Origin of the sequence: Lacibacter sp. H407 (genome assembly GCF_037892605.1) — a bacterium.
GTDB lineage: Bacteria > Bacteroidota > Bacteroidia > Chitinophagales > Chitinophagaceae > Lacibacter.
The window spans coordinates 2,642,728-2,662,120 of the sequence record NZ_JBBKTU010000001.1; the positions used below are offsets into that span (position 1 = coordinate 2,642,728).

At 36.4% G+C, this 19,393-nt stretch carries 19 protein-coding genes; 15 read left to right on the forward strand and 4 right to left on the reverse strand.

The window, feature by feature from the left end; all coding sequences use genetic code 11:
• Positions 1-29: 29 nt before the first annotated feature.
• The 10 genes from WG989_RS11565 to WG989_RS11610 all read left to right on the forward strand — a co-directional run bounded on the left by WG989_RS11565 (position 30) and on the right by WG989_RS11610 (position 10,395).
• On the forward strand, positions 30-914 hold the full coding sequence (locus WG989_RS11565) for a hypothetical protein (RefSeq protein WP_340429556.1): 885 nt from the start codon (positions 30-32) through the stop codon (positions 912-914).
• The gene (locus tag WG989_RS11570; RefSeq protein WP_340429557.1) at positions 911-1,594 is read left to right on the forward strand and encodes a hypothetical protein; all 684 of its coding nucleotides are present in this window, start codon (positions 911-913) and stop codon (positions 1,592-1,594) included. Before WG989_RS11565 ends, WG989_RS11570 begins: the two co-directional genes overlap by 4 nt.
• 291 nt (positions 1,595-1,885) lie before the next feature.
• Positions 1,886-2,254: a hypothetical protein gene (locus WG989_RS11575; RefSeq protein WP_340429558.1), complete on the forward strand. Its 369-nt coding sequence runs from the start codon at positions 1,886-1,888 to the stop codon at positions 2,252-2,254.
• Positions 2,251-3,573 (forward strand): nucleoside 2-deoxyribosyltransferase, encoded by a 1,323-nt coding sequence (locus tag WG989_RS11580; RefSeq protein WP_340429560.1) that lies wholly within the window; start codon positions 2,251-2,253, stop codon positions 3,571-3,573. The genes WG989_RS11575 and WG989_RS11580 overlap by 4 nt, the downstream gene beginning before the upstream one ends.
• A 1-nt stretch (position 3,574) precedes the next feature.
• Positions 3,575-4,195: a 7-cyano-7-deazaguanine synthase gene (locus WG989_RS11585; RefSeq protein WP_340429562.1), complete on the forward strand. Its 621-nt coding sequence runs from the start codon at positions 3,575-3,577 to the stop codon at positions 4,193-4,195.
• Positions 4,196-4,215: 20 nt separating this feature from the next.
• Positions 4,216-4,854: an HhH-GDP family DNA glycosylase gene (locus tag WG989_RS11590; protein ID WP_340429563.1), complete on the forward strand. Its 639-nt coding sequence runs from the start codon at positions 4,216-4,218 to the stop codon at positions 4,852-4,854.
• Positions 4,855-5,091: 237 nt separating this feature from the next.
• The gene (locus tag WG989_RS11595) at positions 5,092-7,080 is read left to right on the forward strand and encodes a tetratricopeptide repeat protein (RefSeq protein WP_340429564.1); all 1,989 of its coding nucleotides are present in this window, start codon (positions 5,092-5,094) and stop codon (positions 7,078-7,080) included.
• A gap of 2 nt (positions 7,081-7,082) precedes the next feature.
• On the forward strand, positions 7,083-7,412 hold the full coding sequence (locus WG989_RS11600; RefSeq protein WP_340429565.1) for a nucleotide pyrophosphohydrolase: 330 nt from the start codon (positions 7,083-7,085) through the stop codon (positions 7,410-7,412).
• Positions 7,412-8,500, forward strand: a complete 1,089-nt coding sequence (locus WG989_RS11605) for a hypothetical protein (protein ID WP_340429566.1) — start codon at positions 7,412-7,414, stop codon at positions 8,498-8,500. The genes WG989_RS11600 and WG989_RS11605 overlap by 1 nt, the downstream gene beginning before the upstream one ends.
• A gap of 32 nt (positions 8,501-8,532) precedes the next feature.
• On the forward strand, positions 8,533-10,395 hold the full coding sequence (locus WG989_RS11610; RefSeq protein ID WP_340429568.1) for a DNA/RNA helicase domain-containing protein: 1,863 nt from the start codon (positions 8,533-8,535) through the stop codon (positions 10,393-10,395).
• A gap of 1 nt (position 10,396) precedes the next feature.
• Here WG989_RS11610 and WG989_RS11615 read toward each other — a convergent pair whose 3' ends face one another.
• Together WG989_RS11615 and WG989_RS11620 are read right to left on the reverse strand one after the other, a co-directional pair.
• The gene (locus WG989_RS11615) at positions 10,397-10,711 is read right to left on the reverse strand and encodes a hypothetical protein (protein WP_340429569.1); all 315 of its coding nucleotides are present in this window, start codon (positions 10,709-10,711) and stop codon (positions 10,397-10,399) included.
• Positions 10,708-11,433 carry an SOS response-associated peptidase gene (locus WG989_RS11620; RefSeq protein ID WP_340429570.1) on the reverse strand — a complete coding sequence of 242 codons (726 nt, stop codon included), beginning with the start codon at positions 11,431-11,433 and terminating at the stop codon, positions 10,708-10,710. Before WG989_RS11620 ends, WG989_RS11615 begins: the two co-directional genes overlap by 4 nt.
• Positions 11,434-11,688: 255 nt before the next feature.
• Here WG989_RS11620 and WG989_RS11625 point away from each other — a divergent pair, with 255 nt between their 5' ends.
• The 4 genes from WG989_RS11625 to WG989_RS11640 all read left to right on the forward strand — a co-directional run bounded on the left by WG989_RS11625 (position 11,689) and on the right by WG989_RS11640 (position 16,501).
• Positions 11,689-13,638, forward strand: coding sequence for a hypothetical protein (locus WG989_RS11625; protein ID WP_340429571.1), 1,950 nt, complete (start codon positions 11,689-11,691; stop codon positions 13,636-13,638).
• Positions 13,639-13,799: 161 nt separating this feature from the next.
• A complete protein-coding gene (locus WG989_RS11630; RefSeq protein WP_340429573.1) occupies positions 13,800-14,351 on the forward strand; it encodes a hypothetical protein in 552 nt (183 codons plus the stop codon).
• A 361-nt stretch (positions 14,352-14,712) separates the two neighbouring features.
• Positions 14,713-15,903, forward strand: coding sequence for an alpha/beta hydrolase-fold protein (locus tag WG989_RS11635; protein ID WP_340429575.1), 1,191 nt, complete (start codon positions 14,713-14,715; stop codon positions 15,901-15,903).
• Between the two features lie 142 nt (positions 15,904-16,045).
• Positions 16,046-16,501, forward strand: coding sequence for a hypothetical protein (locus tag WG989_RS11640; protein WP_340429577.1), 456 nt, complete (start codon positions 16,046-16,048; stop codon positions 16,499-16,501).
• Between the two features lie 383 nt (positions 16,502-16,884).
• Here the strand turns inward: WG989_RS11640 and WG989_RS11645 are convergent, their stop codons facing one another.
• Together WG989_RS11645 and WG989_RS11650 are read right to left on the reverse strand one after the other, a co-directional pair.
• Complete coding sequence (locus tag WG989_RS11645; RefSeq protein ID WP_340429579.1) at positions 16,885-17,514, reverse strand: hypothetical protein; 630 nt, start codon at positions 17,512-17,514, stop codon at positions 16,885-16,887.
• Between the two features lie 27 nt (positions 17,515-17,541).
• The gene (locus tag WG989_RS11650; RefSeq protein ID WP_340429581.1) at positions 17,542-17,982 is read right to left on the reverse strand and encodes a hypothetical protein; all 441 of its coding nucleotides are present in this window, start codon (positions 17,980-17,982) and stop codon (positions 17,542-17,544) included.
• Positions 17,983-18,439: 457 nt separating this feature from the next.
• Here WG989_RS11650 and WG989_RS11655 point away from each other — a divergent pair, with 457 nt between their 5' ends.
• Positions 18,440-18,943, forward strand: a complete 504-nt coding sequence (locus WG989_RS11655; protein ID WP_340429583.1) for a hypothetical protein — start codon at positions 18,440-18,442, stop codon at positions 18,941-18,943.
• Positions 18,944-19,393 lie beyond the last annotated feature (450 nt).

Genomic DNA, 19,393 nt, shown 5'->3' on the forward strand with positions numbered 1-19,393 from the left:
GTTTTCAATTTAGTATTTTTATCTAAATCATGATTGTTGTAAATACTCAATATGTCGATTTTTCGACTTCGAACCAGCATCAGGAAATTTCCGCTGGCTTTAAAGGGCACTTTTATATAGTTAGCTCTTTAGATCAAATAGGTATTAGAGAAGATGAAGAAATAGTTATAGCTATACCCGTAAAAAATGATTTAACTTTTTCAGCTTCCGGATTTGTTGCAAAAGTTGGTGCTGTTGATAGAATCCCTCCTAGTGCAAGACCATCAGACGGCCAGTTGCAACCTAAAGAAAAGTACAGACATAGTTATCAAATTGCAATTACAAATGACTTAACACAGAATAATTTACTAAGTGATTTAGAGTATAGTATAAAAGCTGTATACCGATTTAATAAACCGATAATCCATTTTCAACAACAGTTTAGAGATTTATCAAAAGAAGACTATGAAACGATCATTAAAGGTTGGGTATATGCATCACGTACCGCATTTGGGAAACTTGTCAATTCTATACCTCGACAAAATAAATTAGAGTTCATGTTACAAGCAATGGACTTTTTTGCAACTGTTGATTTTGCTAAGGTGTCCCTTCATGATGGATTATCGTTTCTCTATGAATATATTAATAGGCGAATATTGAGTCGAGGGAGACTAATAGTTGAAACAAATGAACTTATAAAAAGTGAGTTGAAGGAAATAGTTCCATATACAGAAGTTGGATTTTACAATTCACAAAAAGAAATAGCGGACAACATTTTAACTCAGGCAACTTTGTTCGAAAAACTATTTTCACTCGAAGGGAAAAGTAATATTAACAGAATTATTCAGAAAAGCATTAGTGAAGATTCTAATATGGAGCAAAGATTTTTACAACTATTTAAAACAGAGACCTGGCCAATAGATTTATCCTTATGAGCAATTTTATAAAAGTAATCAAAGAGTATTCATCGTTACTGAAAGAATGTTCAGTATGGCATAACTCAAGAGATATATTGGCGCCAATTTTTACGGAAACTAATGAAAAAGTAGCAAGCGATTGCTATATCTATGAATTTTATTGTTATATAAGTTTAATAGTCGATTTAAAAGGCAATTATGAAATACAGTTTAAAGAGGGGAAGGGTGCATACAAATACAAGTTTCCTCAGGCCGCCGCAAATAAGGCCGGGAAACCTAAGTTTATTGCCTTAAAGCATGGCGAAATAGAATTTCAAATTTGTGCTGGGACTAAAATAGATGGAACAATAGATTCGGAAGAGAATCATCCAGACATATCCTTTCAAAAGCCTGAAGCTTCTGACAATCCTACCCACGACGATCTAATTGTAATAATGGATGCAAAATTTAAGGAAAACGGAGATATTCTTCCAAAAGCTGAAGTATATAAGTTTGGAATTATCGTAGATTTATTCGAATTAAAAGGTGATATAAAAAAAATGATAGAATTTTCACGGTTTAAAGGGCTTGAATCTAACTGCCTAATAACAAATGGGAAGGCCTATTCTGACATTACAAATACATCTTTTTTAAAAAAGTATGCAATTAAGGAAGTTGAAAATTTTTTCCCGGGTAAAAATTTTAGGATTATCGGGTAATAAAAAGTAATGTTCTACGAATACTCCAAAATATTATCATCGTGTAAAATTGATTCATAAACTCCGGCATACAACTAAGCTTATAAAGCATTTAAATGATGACTAACAAGATGTATGATGAAGTTGAATTAGTGGCTAGGCTATCATGTAAACATCTAACTGGCATAAATAACTTATAAGCCATAATAACTAGTTATTGAGTGCATATGCAGTTTGAAAATATCAAATAAAACACTAGACAAAATAGTAATATTATATATATTTATAACTCAAAATCTAAGTTTTAATATTATGGGAAGTACAGGTTCAGGCAATTTTTCAGATTACTCTTCAAATAAAACACCTCAAAAAAATCAAGGATCTAAAAGTACAGAAGATGATTGTACCAAAGCTTATTCGTTAACATTGGAGGACGTAGAGCGAAGTGAATATTTTCTTGCAAATAATTCTTTGCCAACTGAAGGAACTTCAGTTACTATAAGGCACAATATTAGACTACAAGCAGTTGAAACAGAGACAAATCAATCAATAGGATACTTGCCAACATCCTTTAATTTCCTATTAAAGTGTCTTAGTTCAGGTATTGTTTATCAAGGTGAAGTTATTAGCTCAATTGAAAGACCTGTCTCTGTAGTTAAAATTGATATTGCACCTATATGAGCAATAACAATATTTGCATTATTGGTGATATTCTCATAGATTATACAGTTTCCTTTAATGATCAGGATAAAATGAGATTTGGAGGAATTTTTCATGCGGCTAGGGGTGCTTGGGCTAGCAATATGGATTATACTTTATGTTACTTTTCACCGAATTATATAGACGAAAAAATTGAATTCTTTATTAAGGAACATAATGGAAAAGGTATTAAAGTTGGTGAAGTCAATGGAGCGCCTAATGTTATATTAATCAAAGATTTAAAAGAAATTGGAGATCAGGGCTATGAATTATTACTTCGGGATGAGAGAAATTACAGGTATGAAATTGAAAAATTGCAAGATGAATTAATAAGTGCGAATCATTCAGATATATTGATATTTACTGGGGGATATGATTTAAGAGTAATTCTCAAAGAGGTTAGCACGACAATATCTAGAGTTCACATTGATATTTCAAATGATATTGACGATTTTGACACTCTTCTATTGCTAAATAAAAAATTTGACACAGTATTTATTTCCACTTCTTCAAATGTTTTCAAAAAAACCTATAATAACAAGATTGAAGATTTAGTTGAAAAATGTAAACCTTTCTGTAAAAATTTAGTCTTTAAGCAGAACCGAGGCGGGACGACTTGTTTTAATTTTGAAAAACCTGAAGTATTAAAAATATCATCCCAAACAAAACCAATAGTGCACTCCGTAGGCGTTGGCGACAATTTTGATTTAGCTTACATAAATAAGGTTCATTCAAATAGCCAAATTGATTCACTTAACTATGCATCCTGGTTCGCAATGGAGTATGCTTCTACAACTTATCCCGATGACTTTAAACTTGCAATTGAAAGAATTGAACAAATACCAATTATTGATTTAAAAAACAATCCTGGTGTATACTTACCATGGGACGATCGACAAGAAATAAATATATATATAGCTGCCCCGGATTTTGATTATGTTGACACAAGCTTTATTGATAAGCTTGCAACCGCCTTAGAATATCACAACTTTAGAGCTAGGCGACCAGTTCGTGAGAATGGACAATTAAATTCGAATTCATCTAATAAGGATAAGTTAAACATTTTTAAGAAGGATATGCTCCTCCTAGATCATTGCAATATACTAATAGCAGTTTTGCTATTCGATGATCCAGGAACACTTATAGAAATAGGGTTAGCTGCTGGCGCTAAAATACCTGTAATTGTTTATGACCCCTTCAAAATAGCAGCAAATTGTGTATTGACATCGTTACCTCGACTAGTAACTAATGATCTCGATATGGTAATATCTGAGGTTTTTATCATTTCAAAGAATAAATAGTATGGCAGGGATTTTACTTGCATCAGGGGGACTTGATTCTACTACATTAGCTTACTGGCTATTGGATAAAAAAATCGAATTTCATGTTTTGTTTATTGACTACGGGCAACATTTTGCAAAAACTGAGTTTGAGACGTTAAAGGCGGTACTGCCAAAAGAAAATCTATCAAGCATTGAGATTGTCAATGTTTCTAGTGTTTATGCAGGTAGTACATCCAAGATGATTATTGCACCAGATTTATGGAATGATGAAATCAATGCTGATGATCTTTATTTACCATATCGTAATATATTTATTTTGACAATTGGTGCTATAGCTGCTCAAAAAAAGAATTACGATACTGTTTATTCAGCCTTTATCAATAGTAATCATGCTAAGGAGATTGACTGTTCAAATGATTTTTTTAACCAGTTAGAATCAATTCTTAAAGATTTTGGCGCTATTAAAATTGAAATGCCTTTCAGGTATATGTCTAAATATCAAGTTGCTAAATTAGGCATTGAATTAGGAGCGCCTATTGGGAAAACATTTTCTTGCCAGGCTTCCCCCTCAATACCTTGTGGGGCGTGTCCAAATTGCGTAGATAGGCTCGAAGCATTTCGGCTATTGTCTAATAGTTAAAATTGTATTTAATTTGCTTTATGTCAAGCTTACTTAAAGACGCTAGAATTCTTGCTAATTATGTCAACTCATTGAACTACAGCGAGTTTGAATATTCGCCAACGATACCATATAATCATATTGGGGCTTTATACACTGATATTATTTTACAAGCTGGTTTAAATTACAATACTGTAGTAAGGCCAAGGGTAGCCAAAGTTTACAATTTATTCCCTGAGGCAAACACCGTATCTGGATTTTTAGATGTAATAAACAAATTTGGATTAAAATATGTCATAAGTTGGCGTGATGAAAAAAAAGCTGATCGGATACTTTCATTAATTAACTTCTCAATTACGAATGATATTGAAACTGAAAATGACTTTAAAAAATTTCTTTTAGCTGAGGGTAATCGTTTGAAAGTGCTCGATTTGAGCGGTATCGGGCCGAAAACTATCGATTATGCCTTAAAACTATTATGTGTAGACACAGTTGCTGTGGACAGGCATATCTTCACATTCGTATCAAATGCCGGCATTAAACGTAATGAATATACTGAAGTAAAAAAGGTCGTCGAATTTGCAGCTGACTTGCTAGATTCATCAAGAATAAAACTTGATAATTTTATTTGGAAAAACATGAGTCGCAATCTGAGTAAACAAATCACTCTTTCGTTATAATTCAGATAAGAAAATTTTTATTCTGAATTAGCTTGGATGATTAGGATTTTTCTAATTAAGAATGTTTATTCTATTTTGTTTAGTAAGAGTAGGTTTCGTTAGAAGTTTTCGCACTTTGATTACGTCTAGAGTCTTCTTAAATTTCTTGCTGATGCTTTAATTTACCCCACTGGTGACCCAGATCTTTAATTTGCTATTTCTTCGGGAACAGTAAATTTGCCAAATAAAATGGCTTTAATGCATATACTACTAAAGATCGATGATTTTTTAGATCAGCTTTTCCCCTTTTACAAGCTTTCAGGTAATAATCTAGACGTTTTAAAGAACGAGATTACCCAGTATTATTCTGTAGGGATATTCCAGCCGAACGTTCGCATTGAAGGCGAATTCATTCTGGTTGACATTGATACACCGGGTATACGAAAGCATGAGGCCGAATACCAAAAGGTAGTTCAACTGTGCGAAAAAGGATTATTCAATGAAGCGCTACCTCTTCTACAGAAGATCATTCATGAAAACCCGACCAATTCAGAATATCATCGAATTTACGGGCAAATACTATCGGAACAAGGGCATCAGGAAGATGCAATTAATGCATTAATTGATGCATTGCGATGGGATCCAAAAAACGGTTATGCGCTGTTAATGATGGGAAATATTTACGGCCGTTATAAAGATGATGTAGCTACTGCTATGACATTTTATAACCAAGTGCTTACGCATAGCCCAAGCGATTATATTGCAATGAATAATATCGGAGCTTTTTTATTACAACTGCATAAATATGAAGAAGCAGCAGGATATTTTGAAAAGGCGTTTGCCATTAATGATCAATACCCCAATACTACATATGGGCTGGCTTATGCGTACCATGAGATTGGAAGCCCGTTGATTGCTTTTGATTTTGCGATTAAGAGTTTGAAAAGCTGCAAGAGCAGCAGTGACCAACTTTACCGTAACAGTTACAGCCTGGCAGCAACTATAGCAGAAGCCTATTGCGATGCAGAAAAGGGGAACCATATTTTTGAAGGCTATAAAGCAGCGCTTGAGAAAAAAGCAGGTTTACCTATACGTGCAGAAGCAGACGCAACTATTGCAACAGCAGCAAAGATTGAATTTGCAGAGAACTATAACCGGGATTTTCATTTTATCAAATACAAACCCGTATATGAGGCCGTAGCTCATTTGATGATGCATGAGTTAGTGCACCTGGATTTTATGACGGATGCCCGTGCAGTAAATAGCAATATGCTATTTACTGCAGGCATGGATATGCGTTTGCAGTTTAAACGGGATTATGCAAAAGACATGCGACGGTTGGCAGGTACAGGCATGAGTGAGGAAAGCATTGCCGGATTTATGGATGCTTTGTATGACGGTATTTGTAACCAGATTTTTAATGCACCTACAGACCTGTTTATTGAAGATTATTTGTACAGCAAATATGAAGCGTTGCGGCCCTACCAATTTTTATCGCTGCACAGGTTAATAGAAGAAGGAAAGAATGCTGTGATTGATAAACGAGTGGTTCAGTATAGCCCGACGGCTATTCTTTCTGCATCGAAGGTTTTAAATATGCTGAATGCGATACAGTTTAAAGATTTGTTTGGAGCAGACTTGCTGAAAGCATTTGGCGCAACTTTAAAAGAACAAAAACAAGCAGAGGCTTTGTGGGAAGAGTATCTAGACTATAGGGCAGATAAAGAGCCGGGAGAGGAATATGAAATTATACAGCACTGGGGCGAAGATCTGGGATTGGAAAAGTATTTTCAATTAATAGATGAGCAGGATTTTCGTAAGCGTCCGAAAAATGTTGATAGTTTCCTTGAATCGTTAGACAAAGACCCGTTGGGGCTTGATCAGGATACAAACCTGAAAGAACGGGAAATGAATCAGTTTCAAGTGAACGAAGAAAGCAAAGGAACCAACCCTGCCGTAATGATGTATATGGTTGATGCATTGGGCTATTTTGAACAGATGGGTAAAGACAAGATTAAAGCGATTGCTTTTGATATAGCCATGCTGGGAACACAAGGTATTAGCCCCGAGGAAGGGAATGTATATCGTGTGCCTACTATAGAGGGAAAAGAATTTTCAGGTTACCATCTTTTAGCGTATTATTATGTGAGCTGGAAACTCGCTGTGCCAGAGATGTTGGGGCAACTGGGTTTGCCCTTTGATGATGAGTACAAGCTGGCTGAGCAAATGTTCCAGTCAAAGAAATAGTTATGAGCGAACTGCAATTACTTACTGAGAAGATTCTTGCTTTTAGAAATGACCGTGATTGGGAACAGTTTCATAATGCCAAAGATTTAGCATTAGCACTGAATGTTGAGGCTGGTGAATTACTGGAATTGTTTTTATGGAAGGTAGCAGAACAGGCAAATGCGGAGAAGGTTAAAGACGAACTGGCAGATGTACTTGTGTATGCATTGTTACTTGCGGATAAATATCAATTGGATGTGAAGCAAATTATTCTGGATAAACTGGAGAAGAATAATGAGAAGTATCCTGTTGAGAAGGCGAAGGGAAATGCAAAAAAGTATAACGAGCTGTGATGGAGCTTGAAGCATTGCTAAAATATAAATCCCTTTATAAAATAACCGGTACCCCCGAAAATTTTCTGACTGCCTTGCGATTTATGCAATGGGGCTTTAATGCCAAGAATTATGACTCCTGGAAAAAAATACAAACAGGTGATATCGTATGTTTTCATTCCAAAGCAGAGGATTCGAAATTTATCAAGAAGGGAGTATCATGTGTAATTGGATTTGGAATTGTTGGAAATATAAAATTTGAAACAAAGGATTTACTGTGGATAGAGGAGTTTGAAAGCCAGCAATTGATATATCCTTATCATTTCAATTTTTCAGAAATAGCATTCTTTACGGATGTGGCTGTTGATGATACATGGGATTCTCAAACATTAAATAAAAGGGAACGAACAGCTAACCTTATTAATAAGTTGTTACAGAATGGAATTCCTTTAAAAGAGTTGCCAGGATTTAACCCGATGGGTTCGTTTTCAATTTTAAAATCAGTCAATTCCGCTCTTCTACTTCAAAAGCCAAAGCAGTTTTCTGTTTTTGACAACGAAAATGATGAGATTCAAACTAATTCACCACTTGAAAAAGTTGATCGTGCAGAAGAAATGTTTAGGAAGGCAACTTCGCTCTCTATTAGTGATGAGGTGCAACAAAAAATTATCAATAAAAAAAGTGTTACTACTACAAAAGACCTGACTTTACTTGAACGGGCTGAAAAAGAACATTTTGAAACATTGCAAAGAACTTTGCTGTTTTTTAAGGATAAAGGCTTCGAAACATACTCAAACAAACATGTTGACTTATTTGCAATAAAAAAAGATGAGTCTTTTTTGGTAGAAGTAAAAAGCATGGAGAATAAAAATTTCAGAAGCCAAATGCGAAAAGCAATCGCACAGCTTTTTGAATATAATTATTTTGAAATTCAGAATTTCCAAAACGAAAGAAGTATACCAGAACTACATAATACAAATCTGCTTGTGACTTCAAGGAAACCCACACAAAACGAATACATAAATTTTATAAATTCACTTAAAATTGAAATGGCCTATCGTGACAATGATGAAATTGTTGGTATAGGCACCAGAAATAACTTTATTTAGACAAGCTGTAACCCAATAACATACCGCCAACCATGATTGTATACCAAGCAACCAAAGCTGAGTTTTCTGACGATGTATTAGATGATCGGATTGATTTAAAAATACTGGAGTTTTTCAAAAAAACCTTAGGCCAAAGTACTTCAAAGCAGGAAATAACGGCTTGGAAGAATTCCATGGTCTACATGGATAAAGTGCTAAATGACTCTGAATTGCCCGATGACTGCGGCGTGGCGATTGAATACCAGCTTCCCCAATCTGCCAAACGAATTGATTTTATTTTAACGGGACTCGGAAATAACAACGAAGAGTATGCAATCCTTGTTGAGTTAAAGCAATGGAGTGAGGCAACACTTTCGGATAAGGATGGTGTTATCAATTCGTTTGTAGGCGGCAATATCCGTGAACTCACCCACCCAGCTTACCAAGCATGGTCGTATGCAAGCCTACTTCAGAATTTTAACCAGACCATTGAGGATGAAAAAATTCAATTACAACCTTGCGCTTACTTACACAATTACGTGGCAGATGATGTAATTACAAATGCCTGTTATCAAGATTATATTGACAAAGCACCTGTTTTTCTTAGAGGTGATGCAGTGAAGCTACGCAACTTCATTAAGCAGTTTGTAAAACATGGTGACAAAACCAATATTCTTTTCCGTATAGACCAGGGAAAAATAAGACCATCAAAAATGCTGGCTGACAGTATGGTTTCCATGTTAAAGGGTAATTCTGAATTTGTGATGATCGATGATCAGAAAATTGTGTATGAAACAGGCATTTCGTTATCAGTTAAGGCAAGTGAAAAGAAAAAGAAAGTATTGATTGTAAAGGGTGGGCCCGGTACAGGAAAAAGTGTTGTTGCAATTAATCTTCTTGTTGAGTTAACGAAGCGTGGGTTGCTTTCACAATATGTTTCAAAAAACGCTGCGCCACGTTCTGTATATGAAAACCGTCTGACGGGCAGCTTTAAGAAAACGGTGATCTCTAATATGTTTAGTGGGTCAGGTGCTTTCATTAGTACCGGGGCTAATACGTTTGATACGTTGATTGTTGATGAAGCACACCGATTGAATCAGAAATCAGGCTTGTATGCCAACTTAGGAGAAAACCAGATCAAGGAAATCATTGACGCCGCTAAGTGTTCCATTTTCTTTTTGGATGAAGACCAACGGGTTACCTTAAACGATATTGGTTCGTTCAAAGAAATTTATAAATGGGCAAGCAGAGTTGAAGCTGAAATTGTAGAGATGGAGCTTTCCTCTCAATTTCGTTGCAATGGATCGGATGGATACCTGGCATTTCTTGATCATATCCTTGATATAAGAGAGACTGCAAATACATCACTTGATGGGATTGATTATGACTTTAAAGTTTTCTCTGACCCAAATCAGATGCGTGAAGCTATTGAAGAGAAAAATAAGATCAATAATAAGTCGAGAATGGTGGCCGGCTATTGTTGGGAATGGAACAGTAAAAAGAATTCCAGCTTGTATGATGTGGTGCTTCCCGAATTTGATTTTAAAATGCAATGGAACTTAACGACGGACGGAAGCCTTTGGATTATTAGCCCGGAATCGATTAATCAAATTGGTTGTATCCACACTTGCCAGGGACTTGAAGTTGACTATATAGGCGTAGTGATCGGTCCCGATTTGATTTACCAAGATGGCAAAATTAAAACGCAACCTGCCGCCAGAGCGAAAGGTGATAAATCTGTTTTTGGATATAAGAAGTACATGGAGCGACATCCTGAAGAAGCGAAAGCAACACTTCGCTCTTTGATTAAAAATACATACCGGACTTTGATGACAAGAGGGATGAAAGGGTGTTATGTGTATTGTGTAGATAAGGGGTTGGAGGGGTATTTGAAGGAAAGTATCAGTTCACTTTAAATCAGCGCTTCGGGATGATGTGGCCGGAGGTTTGTTGATTGTCTTTTTGATCGAGATAGCGATCAATGGCATCCTGCATATCACGCAAGGCCATGGATGCTTCCTGGTAGTTGGTGGTAGTAATATCTACTTTGGTAACTTTCCATGGTTGCCGTTTCAGCTCCAGCCTTTTTTCCATTAAAATATAGCGATCGTTTTTGCCTTTGATCTTGAAACGCTCTACCTGCGGGCTGCTGTAATAATGTTCCACTTCCATGCGGAACCGGCCTTTGGTTTTTGTATCAACGGATATATGAAAGGTTACGTTGATGTTCACAGGGCTGGTAGGTCTTCGTAGTGAAATTCTTTTGTGGGATCAGGCGCATGCAGAAAGTTTTTGGCAACGGGCCATGCTATAATTTTTGAAGGATCGTATTGGTGTGTTGCTATTTTAGTAATGCGTTCTTCCGGTAAATCTTTTTGTATCCACTCATATGCCAGTTCGGGTGGCAGGATGACAGGCATGCGTTTTTTTGTGTTATGAATTTCAAGCATGGGACCGATGGCGTCTGTTGTAAGTACAGCAAAGGTTGCTGCCTTTTGATCCATTTCTAGATTATGCCATACACGGGAAACACCTGCCATAAAGAAGTAGTCTTGACTGTTATCGATGGTAATGTAATAGGGTATCTTTTCTGTTTCTTTTAATGGTTGTCCACGTTTGCCGATTTTGGGTATATGTCGCCATTCGAAGAAACCTGATGAGAGTGCCAACATTCGACCATGCAATGCGCCTTCCCGATACATGGACTCTTTTCCTTTTTCGTTGATGAGAATATTTTCTCCTTTGGCATTGAGCCAAGTAAAGTTTTTACGTGCTGCGATCAATTCATCGGCATCATGAATGGATTCGGGGATGTATTCCCAATGCATGAGCTGAATGTCGATATCGGTGCCGTTGTGGACGGGGACAATGACGGGCCAGTCACGGTAATCGAAGCCACTCTGTGCAGGACGATTTAGAAAAAGAAGATTCTTGATTTCTTTTTCGATGGCCATGAGGCGGATGTATTCTGAGCGGGTGACCCGGCAGCCGTTGTAGTAACACATGCTATAAAGTTAAACTACAAATTGCACGAATTAGCTCGAAGGGATTGCAAAAAAATACTTTTAACTGATTGCTTGGGAGGCAACTTTGCTACAGAATATTGCATTTAAAAATGAGGTGCCTTACTTGTGCGAGGCCCGAGGCGAATGAAGAATAAATTGGATGAGCGGTTGGAGAAAGAGTCATAATTGTTATATTGGATATCTATGGAAAGAAGTGATTTAAAAAGGGTGGTTTTTTATTCAAAAATTGATATGAGTGCTGGATATAATCTGAAAAATGCTGAACGATTACTTAACGAGCTAGATGGATCTACAGTTATAGATATAAACGACCTTTTAGAGATTTACCATATTAGATTATATTTCGACAATGAGTTATATCTAAATGATTGGGACAACCAAACAAAAGAAGGGTATAAAGCACAAGTTGAAATCGTATATAAGCAAACGCAAACTTTATTCAGATCATTTTCTGATGAAAGTCTTCTAGAAGTAGTTGGCAATGTAGACTACAATTACCGGGAATCATTTTGGCGGCTTTTCTCCTTATTTCAGGTATTTAAGAATGTTAAAGGTGAAACTGTAAGTTTGATCCTGGAAGGAGATACCCACCATATTTTCGACATACTTACCAACCAGCCACTCGTTAAATATTATGATAAAGAAATACGGGCCTTTTTACTTGAATATGGAGATTCAGCCGAGTTGTTACTTGCGAACTTTGAAGAAGAAAAGAGACATAAAGAGTTGAATTATCATTTTCCGAAGAGTTTGACGATTGCTGATAAGGAACGAATCATTGAAAGTTATATTGAACAGAATGAGCCGAATTTAAACTATATCCGGCTTATTGAACATTCAAAGGATTCGGAATATATAAAGCTTTCTACCAAGGTTCGGCTGAAAGCTAAAAAGAAGGCTGAGCAATTAAATAACAGGATTTTTGAGACGGGCTACGCATGGCAGGAAAAAGTGAGCGTTAGTTTTAATGAAGACCAAACGGAGCCAGCGACTCTTCGTAATCACGATCATACATTGGAAGCATCTTATAGTGTTGCATTTCTTGATAGTAAGACAACTTCGAGTTCACTATTTCTTTTATTTAAAACTCTTTTTACGTATACAGATATACACGGACTCATTACTCTGGTAAATAAGGATTCAGAAATGGATGTGATGGAGAAAATAACCATGCAATCCAAAAATGAATATAATACCGGAATAATATTTAGAAGAAAAGAAGGGCTTTCTCAACTTCAGCTTGTTGCATTTGAGCATTACCTGAAACAGAAAGGCAAAACTATTGAAACACTTATTGAGTCTTATATCAAACAAGTGATAAATGATTTTTTTGGGATGGAACATGTGCTATTCAAATTTCCTTCTGAAAACACCACATACCTGGAGCGAATACGGATTGTTGCTCCGGAAATGGAATCATTGTTAAAGCAGTTTCAAACTTTTTCTGATGATGGTGAAATTGATTTTGACTTGATTGAGTTAAATTCAAAGCCATTGGCATTTTCAGAAATTAAGAGTTTGTTGGCAGTAAAGTATGGCTATATTAAGAATGACAAAGCAAAAGGCTTGAAGTTTCAATTTTTTTCAGATCAAAGCCCCCTGTTTTATGTTGAGCCATTCCGGGACAAACATGACAACCTGTTTAATTTACTTTCTGAGGAAGATGTAACGTTGGACCACTTTAAGAACTATCAAATTGATTCTATTAAGGAGTTAATGAAGGATAACTTTTTGATTGTTGACGGTAAAGGGTATGTTAAAATAAATGAGCCCATATTGTTGTCTGTAATAGGGGATATTCATAGAAATACGGTTGTAAGCTATTGGCATTATTCACCAGATGAACGGAAGGTTTTGAATAGGATGGCAGCAGATGGTTTCATTAGATTTGAGGACACATTATTTACTAAGGGCGAACTTAATTATTTTAATTATTATCTCAATAAGAAGGAATATACCAACGGGCTGGATATACGAAACAAGTATTTGCATGGAACAAATAAAAGTGATGAGAAAATGCACGAGTATGAATATCGTATATTATTGAAGTTAATCGTGTTGGTACTTCTAAAAATTACTGATGATCTAATGCTTGCGAAGCGTGTAACGAATGAATATTTTCAAGAAGAATGAGCACCTGCTGTTTTAGTTGGGTAATTTGAAAATGAGGATTTTGATTTCCGTGAAGGAGCAAGGCCAGAGCGAACAAGAAGGGGCTGGATTTCGAAAATATTGATTATAAATCCCCATGATAAACATTTTAAACTTAATTAAATATATTTCAAATGAGAAATGTGATCGGTATTTTATTTTTCATCTTTATAACAGCTTGTAGTAAAAAGCAGCCTGAATGTAATAGTGAACTGATAAAGCAAATGGTTCTTGATATATACAAAGAAGATCTGCAGAAATATCTTGCGAGCAAGGAAGGCAAGATCAAAAAGGCATCACAAAATCTCCTTCCAATTAACACGGATTCTATCGTTTCATCTTTTTTACGAAATGGTGAACTACGAATTGAGAATGTAATGACCACGGAGAAAAAGGAGGACGTTTTTGCATGTGAATGCAGAGGTGATTTGAGTTACACACTATCAGTTGATTTTGTGCGTGCGTTTAACGAGAAAGTTGTACTGGCGGGTAAGGAAGACCTTAGAATTGATCCTTCACTTTTAAAGATCGATTTTGAAACAAACGTAATTTATAAAGTACAGTTAACAGATGATAAAGAGAAGATAGGAGTGGAGGCATTAAAAACAGAAGATTTGCGATATGCAGGTGAGAACTTTATTGTTTGGTATGTTGCCAATGAACTTGTGGGGAGGAAGGTAAAAGAGGGGAAGTAGAGACTAAAAGGCGGATATATTCTGAGCGGGTGACCCGGCAGCCGTTGTAGTAGCACATACGCTAAAGTTAAGCCACGAATTGCACGAATTAACACGAAGTGATTTGGCCACAGATGGACGCAAATAAACGCAGATAATGGAGCCACGAACCTGCCTGGCGGCAGACAAGTTAAACGAATTAACAAGAAGTGGGTTGGCCACAGATGAACACGGACCACTGATGATGTGATGGAATGATGGCCATGATTAAGGCGACGTTTGACTTGTTGAGTGGTTGGCGACCAGCAACGGCGTAATTTTGAAATTGTATGGGGTTACGCATATTTTTGTGTTGCAGGCCAGCTTTAATGAGATAACATTTATGATAAAAACTATTTTACTATTCTGCTGCTTTTTTTTTACAACGTTCACTTTTGGACAAACAGAATCCGACTATTACCAAGCGCCTAAAGACATGACATTTTCCTCAAAGATTTTGGGTGAAAAACGAAATGTCAGCATTATTCTACCAAAAAGCTTTCATAAAGAAAAAGCAACGAAGTTTCCTTTAATTGTTGTTTTTGATAGACAGAACAAACGCATCTTCCGTCAAACATTTGAAGAAATCAACTATTTGGTTTCTTTTGATGAAATGCCTGAAGCTGTAATAATTGGCATATCCACTGAGAATAACCAAAAGCGTCTATGGGAGACTTCGCTCAAATCATCTATGGAAAACGCTACAGGGGAGAACTTTATTCGTTTTCTTTATGAAGAACTCATTCCTTGGGCAGAAGCTGACTTTAACTGCGGCAGCAATAGGATTTTCATCGGACATTCCAGGTTTGGCTATTTTTCTTCGTACCTGCTTACGAATAAGCTTACCGACCTAACCGGCGTTATCTCACTTAGTCCATTTTTTAAAGAGCCTAACGTTAACCTGATTGATACTTTAAAGAAACGCTTATCAACTACCACATTAAATCATAAGGTCTACTACAGGTTTATTACAGGCGATTCAATTACTGATACAAACGATTACTCCCTCATGAAGTCTTTTTTGAGTAAAGCAAAGCCTATTAAAAACTTTAACTGGAAAGGAACAGCATTTTATAATGCTAAACATAATGTTATTCCCGGACTTGGTGTTATGCCTTCTCTTTTGGAAGTTTTTGATTACTGGTCGGATGAAATGACGAAGGTTCATCAAAGCGAACAACCTTTTACGACTGAAGTGTATACAAACTTCACGAATCAAATGAAGATTCACTATGGAGATGGCATTGGGCTGGGATTGGCAATCTTAAACGGAATCGGTTATAAGTTTTATAATACTCAGAAGTATGAACACGCCAGAGCCGCCTGGCAGATTTTGCTACAGGAATACCCGATGTTTACTTATGCCTATATCAGCATTGCAAAATCTCATTCGAAAGAAGGGAATAAAATTGCAGCTGTAGAATTTTATTCGAAAGCCAAACAACAACTAACAGACAATTCGTTTTATAGTGAGGAGCAAAGAGTTGAACTAATGACTGAAATTGAGGCAGAAATAAAAGCACTCCAGAACTAAGCTGACACACAATATTGAGCTATGTACAATTTGGGATTGGCATCAACAATATAATTTATATCGAGTTTCGATTACAGGCAGATGGATTGCTATTTCATAACCTGCATAAGCTACTGACGTTGTGCGAAATCAACTAAACACTATGTGGAAACTTCTTGTTTTGATCTCATTTCTTTTATCTGGTTGCATAATACCGGCCGAAGTATTCTTCCGAAATTTTTCAAATCAAACAGTCAGACTTCATGCAACGCTTGCAGACCGTCGCCTATTTAAAAAACTTCCAAACAAGGTAAGCTTTTACGATACTTCGACTACGAAACGCCAGTTTTACGGTGACTGGCGTACCAATGCTTTTGTGACGTGGGTGGACACTACAAATTTTTATATTGATATTCCTGCTTCAACTGTTGTCAATATCGCAGATGTGTCAAACGGTCTGGCTTTAGGCTCCAATCAACCGGACGTGTTGTTACTTGCAATTACCGACAACAAAATAGATACACTTACAACCGGAGACTATTCATCCTTGGCGGGCAAATTTAAATCGAACAGATATCATCCATTGGGAACTGCTATTTATTACTATGATTTTCGTTGATGAGGGCATGATCAGGGTTTTCGTTTGACTTGCTGATTGGTCGGCGAGCAACAACGGTGTAAGACCGCTGATGATGTGATGGTATGAGGGCATGATTAACGTCCACAGATGGACACTAATGAACGCAGATGAGGGCCACGAAATACATAAATGGACACGAATGAACACAGACCACTGATGATGTGATTGGGATGATGGCCATGATGAGAGGTTGACGTTTGACTTGTTGATTGGTTGGCGACCAACAACGGCGTAGAAATCCCGGGGCCACTACGTGAAACCCCGGGCGTACAGAATTCGCTGTTCTAAAAAATAGCATCTAGCGTCTAGTCCGTTTCAGGAGAAACGGACTGAGAAATGAATGAGTTTTTCTGATGCTTTAGTTAAAAAACCTCTTTTGGTTTTGGATAGAATGTTTTTAGATGATTTAATGCTTTTAGAAGCCTGTTTGCGAGATCCTCTTCAGCATATGGGTCAATGTGTAAAGGAATAAAATTTACTTTCCTGTTTTGTCCATTATGAGATCGTTCATTTACACAGTTTGTACTAAAATAAAGATATAAATATATATCTCCTGTGTTTGTTTGATTTGTCGTGTTTTGAGGTAAACCAGACATGCCTATAGAAGACACATAATTAATTGGAGCTGAATATATATAAATGCCAAATACCGTTTTTGTTTCTGTTGTCTCTGGATAGATTTTTGAATAAACAGAGTGAGTATACTTAATTGTAAGTATACTGTCTTTGATCTCTACAAAATCTGGCGAATATTCTGTTCTAGAAACAACAGAAATACCATATTCATCACGGCTTTTTGTTATGATATATTTTTTTGATTTAAGTTTATTCAGCTTTTCTATAATCCAATTTTGAGTTTCTGCTTTTGATTGTGCAGTACAAGAATTATTTCCATTTGTTAAGCTTAATAATAATATTACAAAAGATAAAAAAGTGGTTTTTTTTTGTCTACTTTTTACAGTAAAAATCTGGAATGATTTATTTGGTGGCATATTAAATCCTTTAAATATGTCGATATTTTAATTATTAACCCATGAAAACTTTAATCCCCAAGTATCGTTGCCATCTCCTTTTGGAAATTCCGCAATATGCCTAGGTACCAGGAATTCATATTGATCTTCTAAATAGTTCCCATTTTTTACTATTGTATTCCATTTGATTCTGGCAGCGAATCCGCACATGCAGCAATGTTTTGGGAAGCTGTTTCTTTCGGTGAATGGTTCATGACTCACATAAATGACTCCGGTTAAAATATCTTTACCGCTTTCATTTTCAAGACGGGCTATCACTTTATATTTTTTCCAAAACATGCCGTCACACTTAAAGCTTTCATCTAGAAGACTAAAACGGTAAGACAACTTGATCCCTTTCTCGTCGTAGAGCATTTCCTTATTGCGGGTTTGTGATTGAAGCGTGCATACAATGAGCAGTAACGATAATAAAGAAATAAATTGTTTCATTTTCAACGTTTTTAATAAGTACCTTTTATTAACTAAAATTATAATTTGAAGGTAAAAACTGCATTTTGAATTAGGAAAGCATTTTATTATTGTAAATTCTTGATCTTTTAATTCTATTAAAATTAAAGACTAATCATATCGGAGTTTCATTGGTTTTTTGACAAGTAATCTAAATTTAATATAAATATTTTAGTTATCCAACGACAATGAAAGATACCCCGTCAAACCGAGTTTTGGCCTTTGCTGCTCTCTTTCGCAGATACGTCTCCGCATGGGACGTTTCGTGATACAGCGTTGAATTGTAATTATATTACATCTCTTTCAGTAGACATTGCTGCGAAATAAGATAAGAACCATGGCCTAAGAAACAAATTAAGTAAACTAATAAAAGATAACATCTATTCAACCCTTTGCAATTCTGAAATTCTTGTTATGCCTGCTGTTCAGTTCCAGCTTTTTGCTTTCCTGTACGAAAGAGCAGTCGGGAAGCAATAACAACGATGCGTATTATGTAACCTGCACAATTGATGGGAATGCTATGAAATTTAATGGCCACTTATTTTGTCACTATGAATGGTCGGGCGGCTACAAATCGGTAACGATCAACGGTGCAACGGATCTATCGTCAACTGCGGCTTATGTTGGGTTTGTGATAACCAATATCCCAAGTCGGGATTCAATTAATGCGGGCACCTATACCGATGCCTCAACCAATTTCGAGATGCTTGCTGCGTATTCGCCAAACATCAGCTCAAACTTCGATTATCATGCGGGAACAACTTTATTTCATGAAGCAAAGTCAGCAGGTGTAACAATTACCAATCGTTTTACGCTTAACATTACTTCTATCAATAATCAAACTGCGAAAGGTACTTTTAGCGGCGACTTCTATTATGACGGAGATCCAACGGGTGCAAAGAAAACGATTACGAACGGTGCGTTTTATGTGCCGGTGAAATAGGACAGCTTTTTTCGCAGAAACGTTTCCCGCAGGGGAGTTTTCGTTATACAGCGTTGAAGTGTACTTACACTAAACTGTTGATTGGTCGGCGACCAACAACGGCGTAGGGGACGTTTCGTCGTACAACGTTGAAGTGTACTTACGCCAAGTCCCGTCCAGGAGAAGTTGCTACGAAATAATATAACGGCCAGTCCCTTCCAGGAGACTCGCCTGAGAAAGAAGAAAACTGCAGTCAACAAGAGTTTTGCAAAATACGGGCGGACGGATAATTCCCATCAACATTTGTAATTCTAATCAACTTTTGTACTTTGGCCGTCGCAATAAAAAGGTAGGCCAAGTAAGCGACAGGAATTCTAATTCCCATACTTCGCAAAGCCAAGAAAGCTGTAGGCCATTTTACAAGGATTTTATTGATAAATAAAAAATCGAATTATCTTTCATTATAAAACA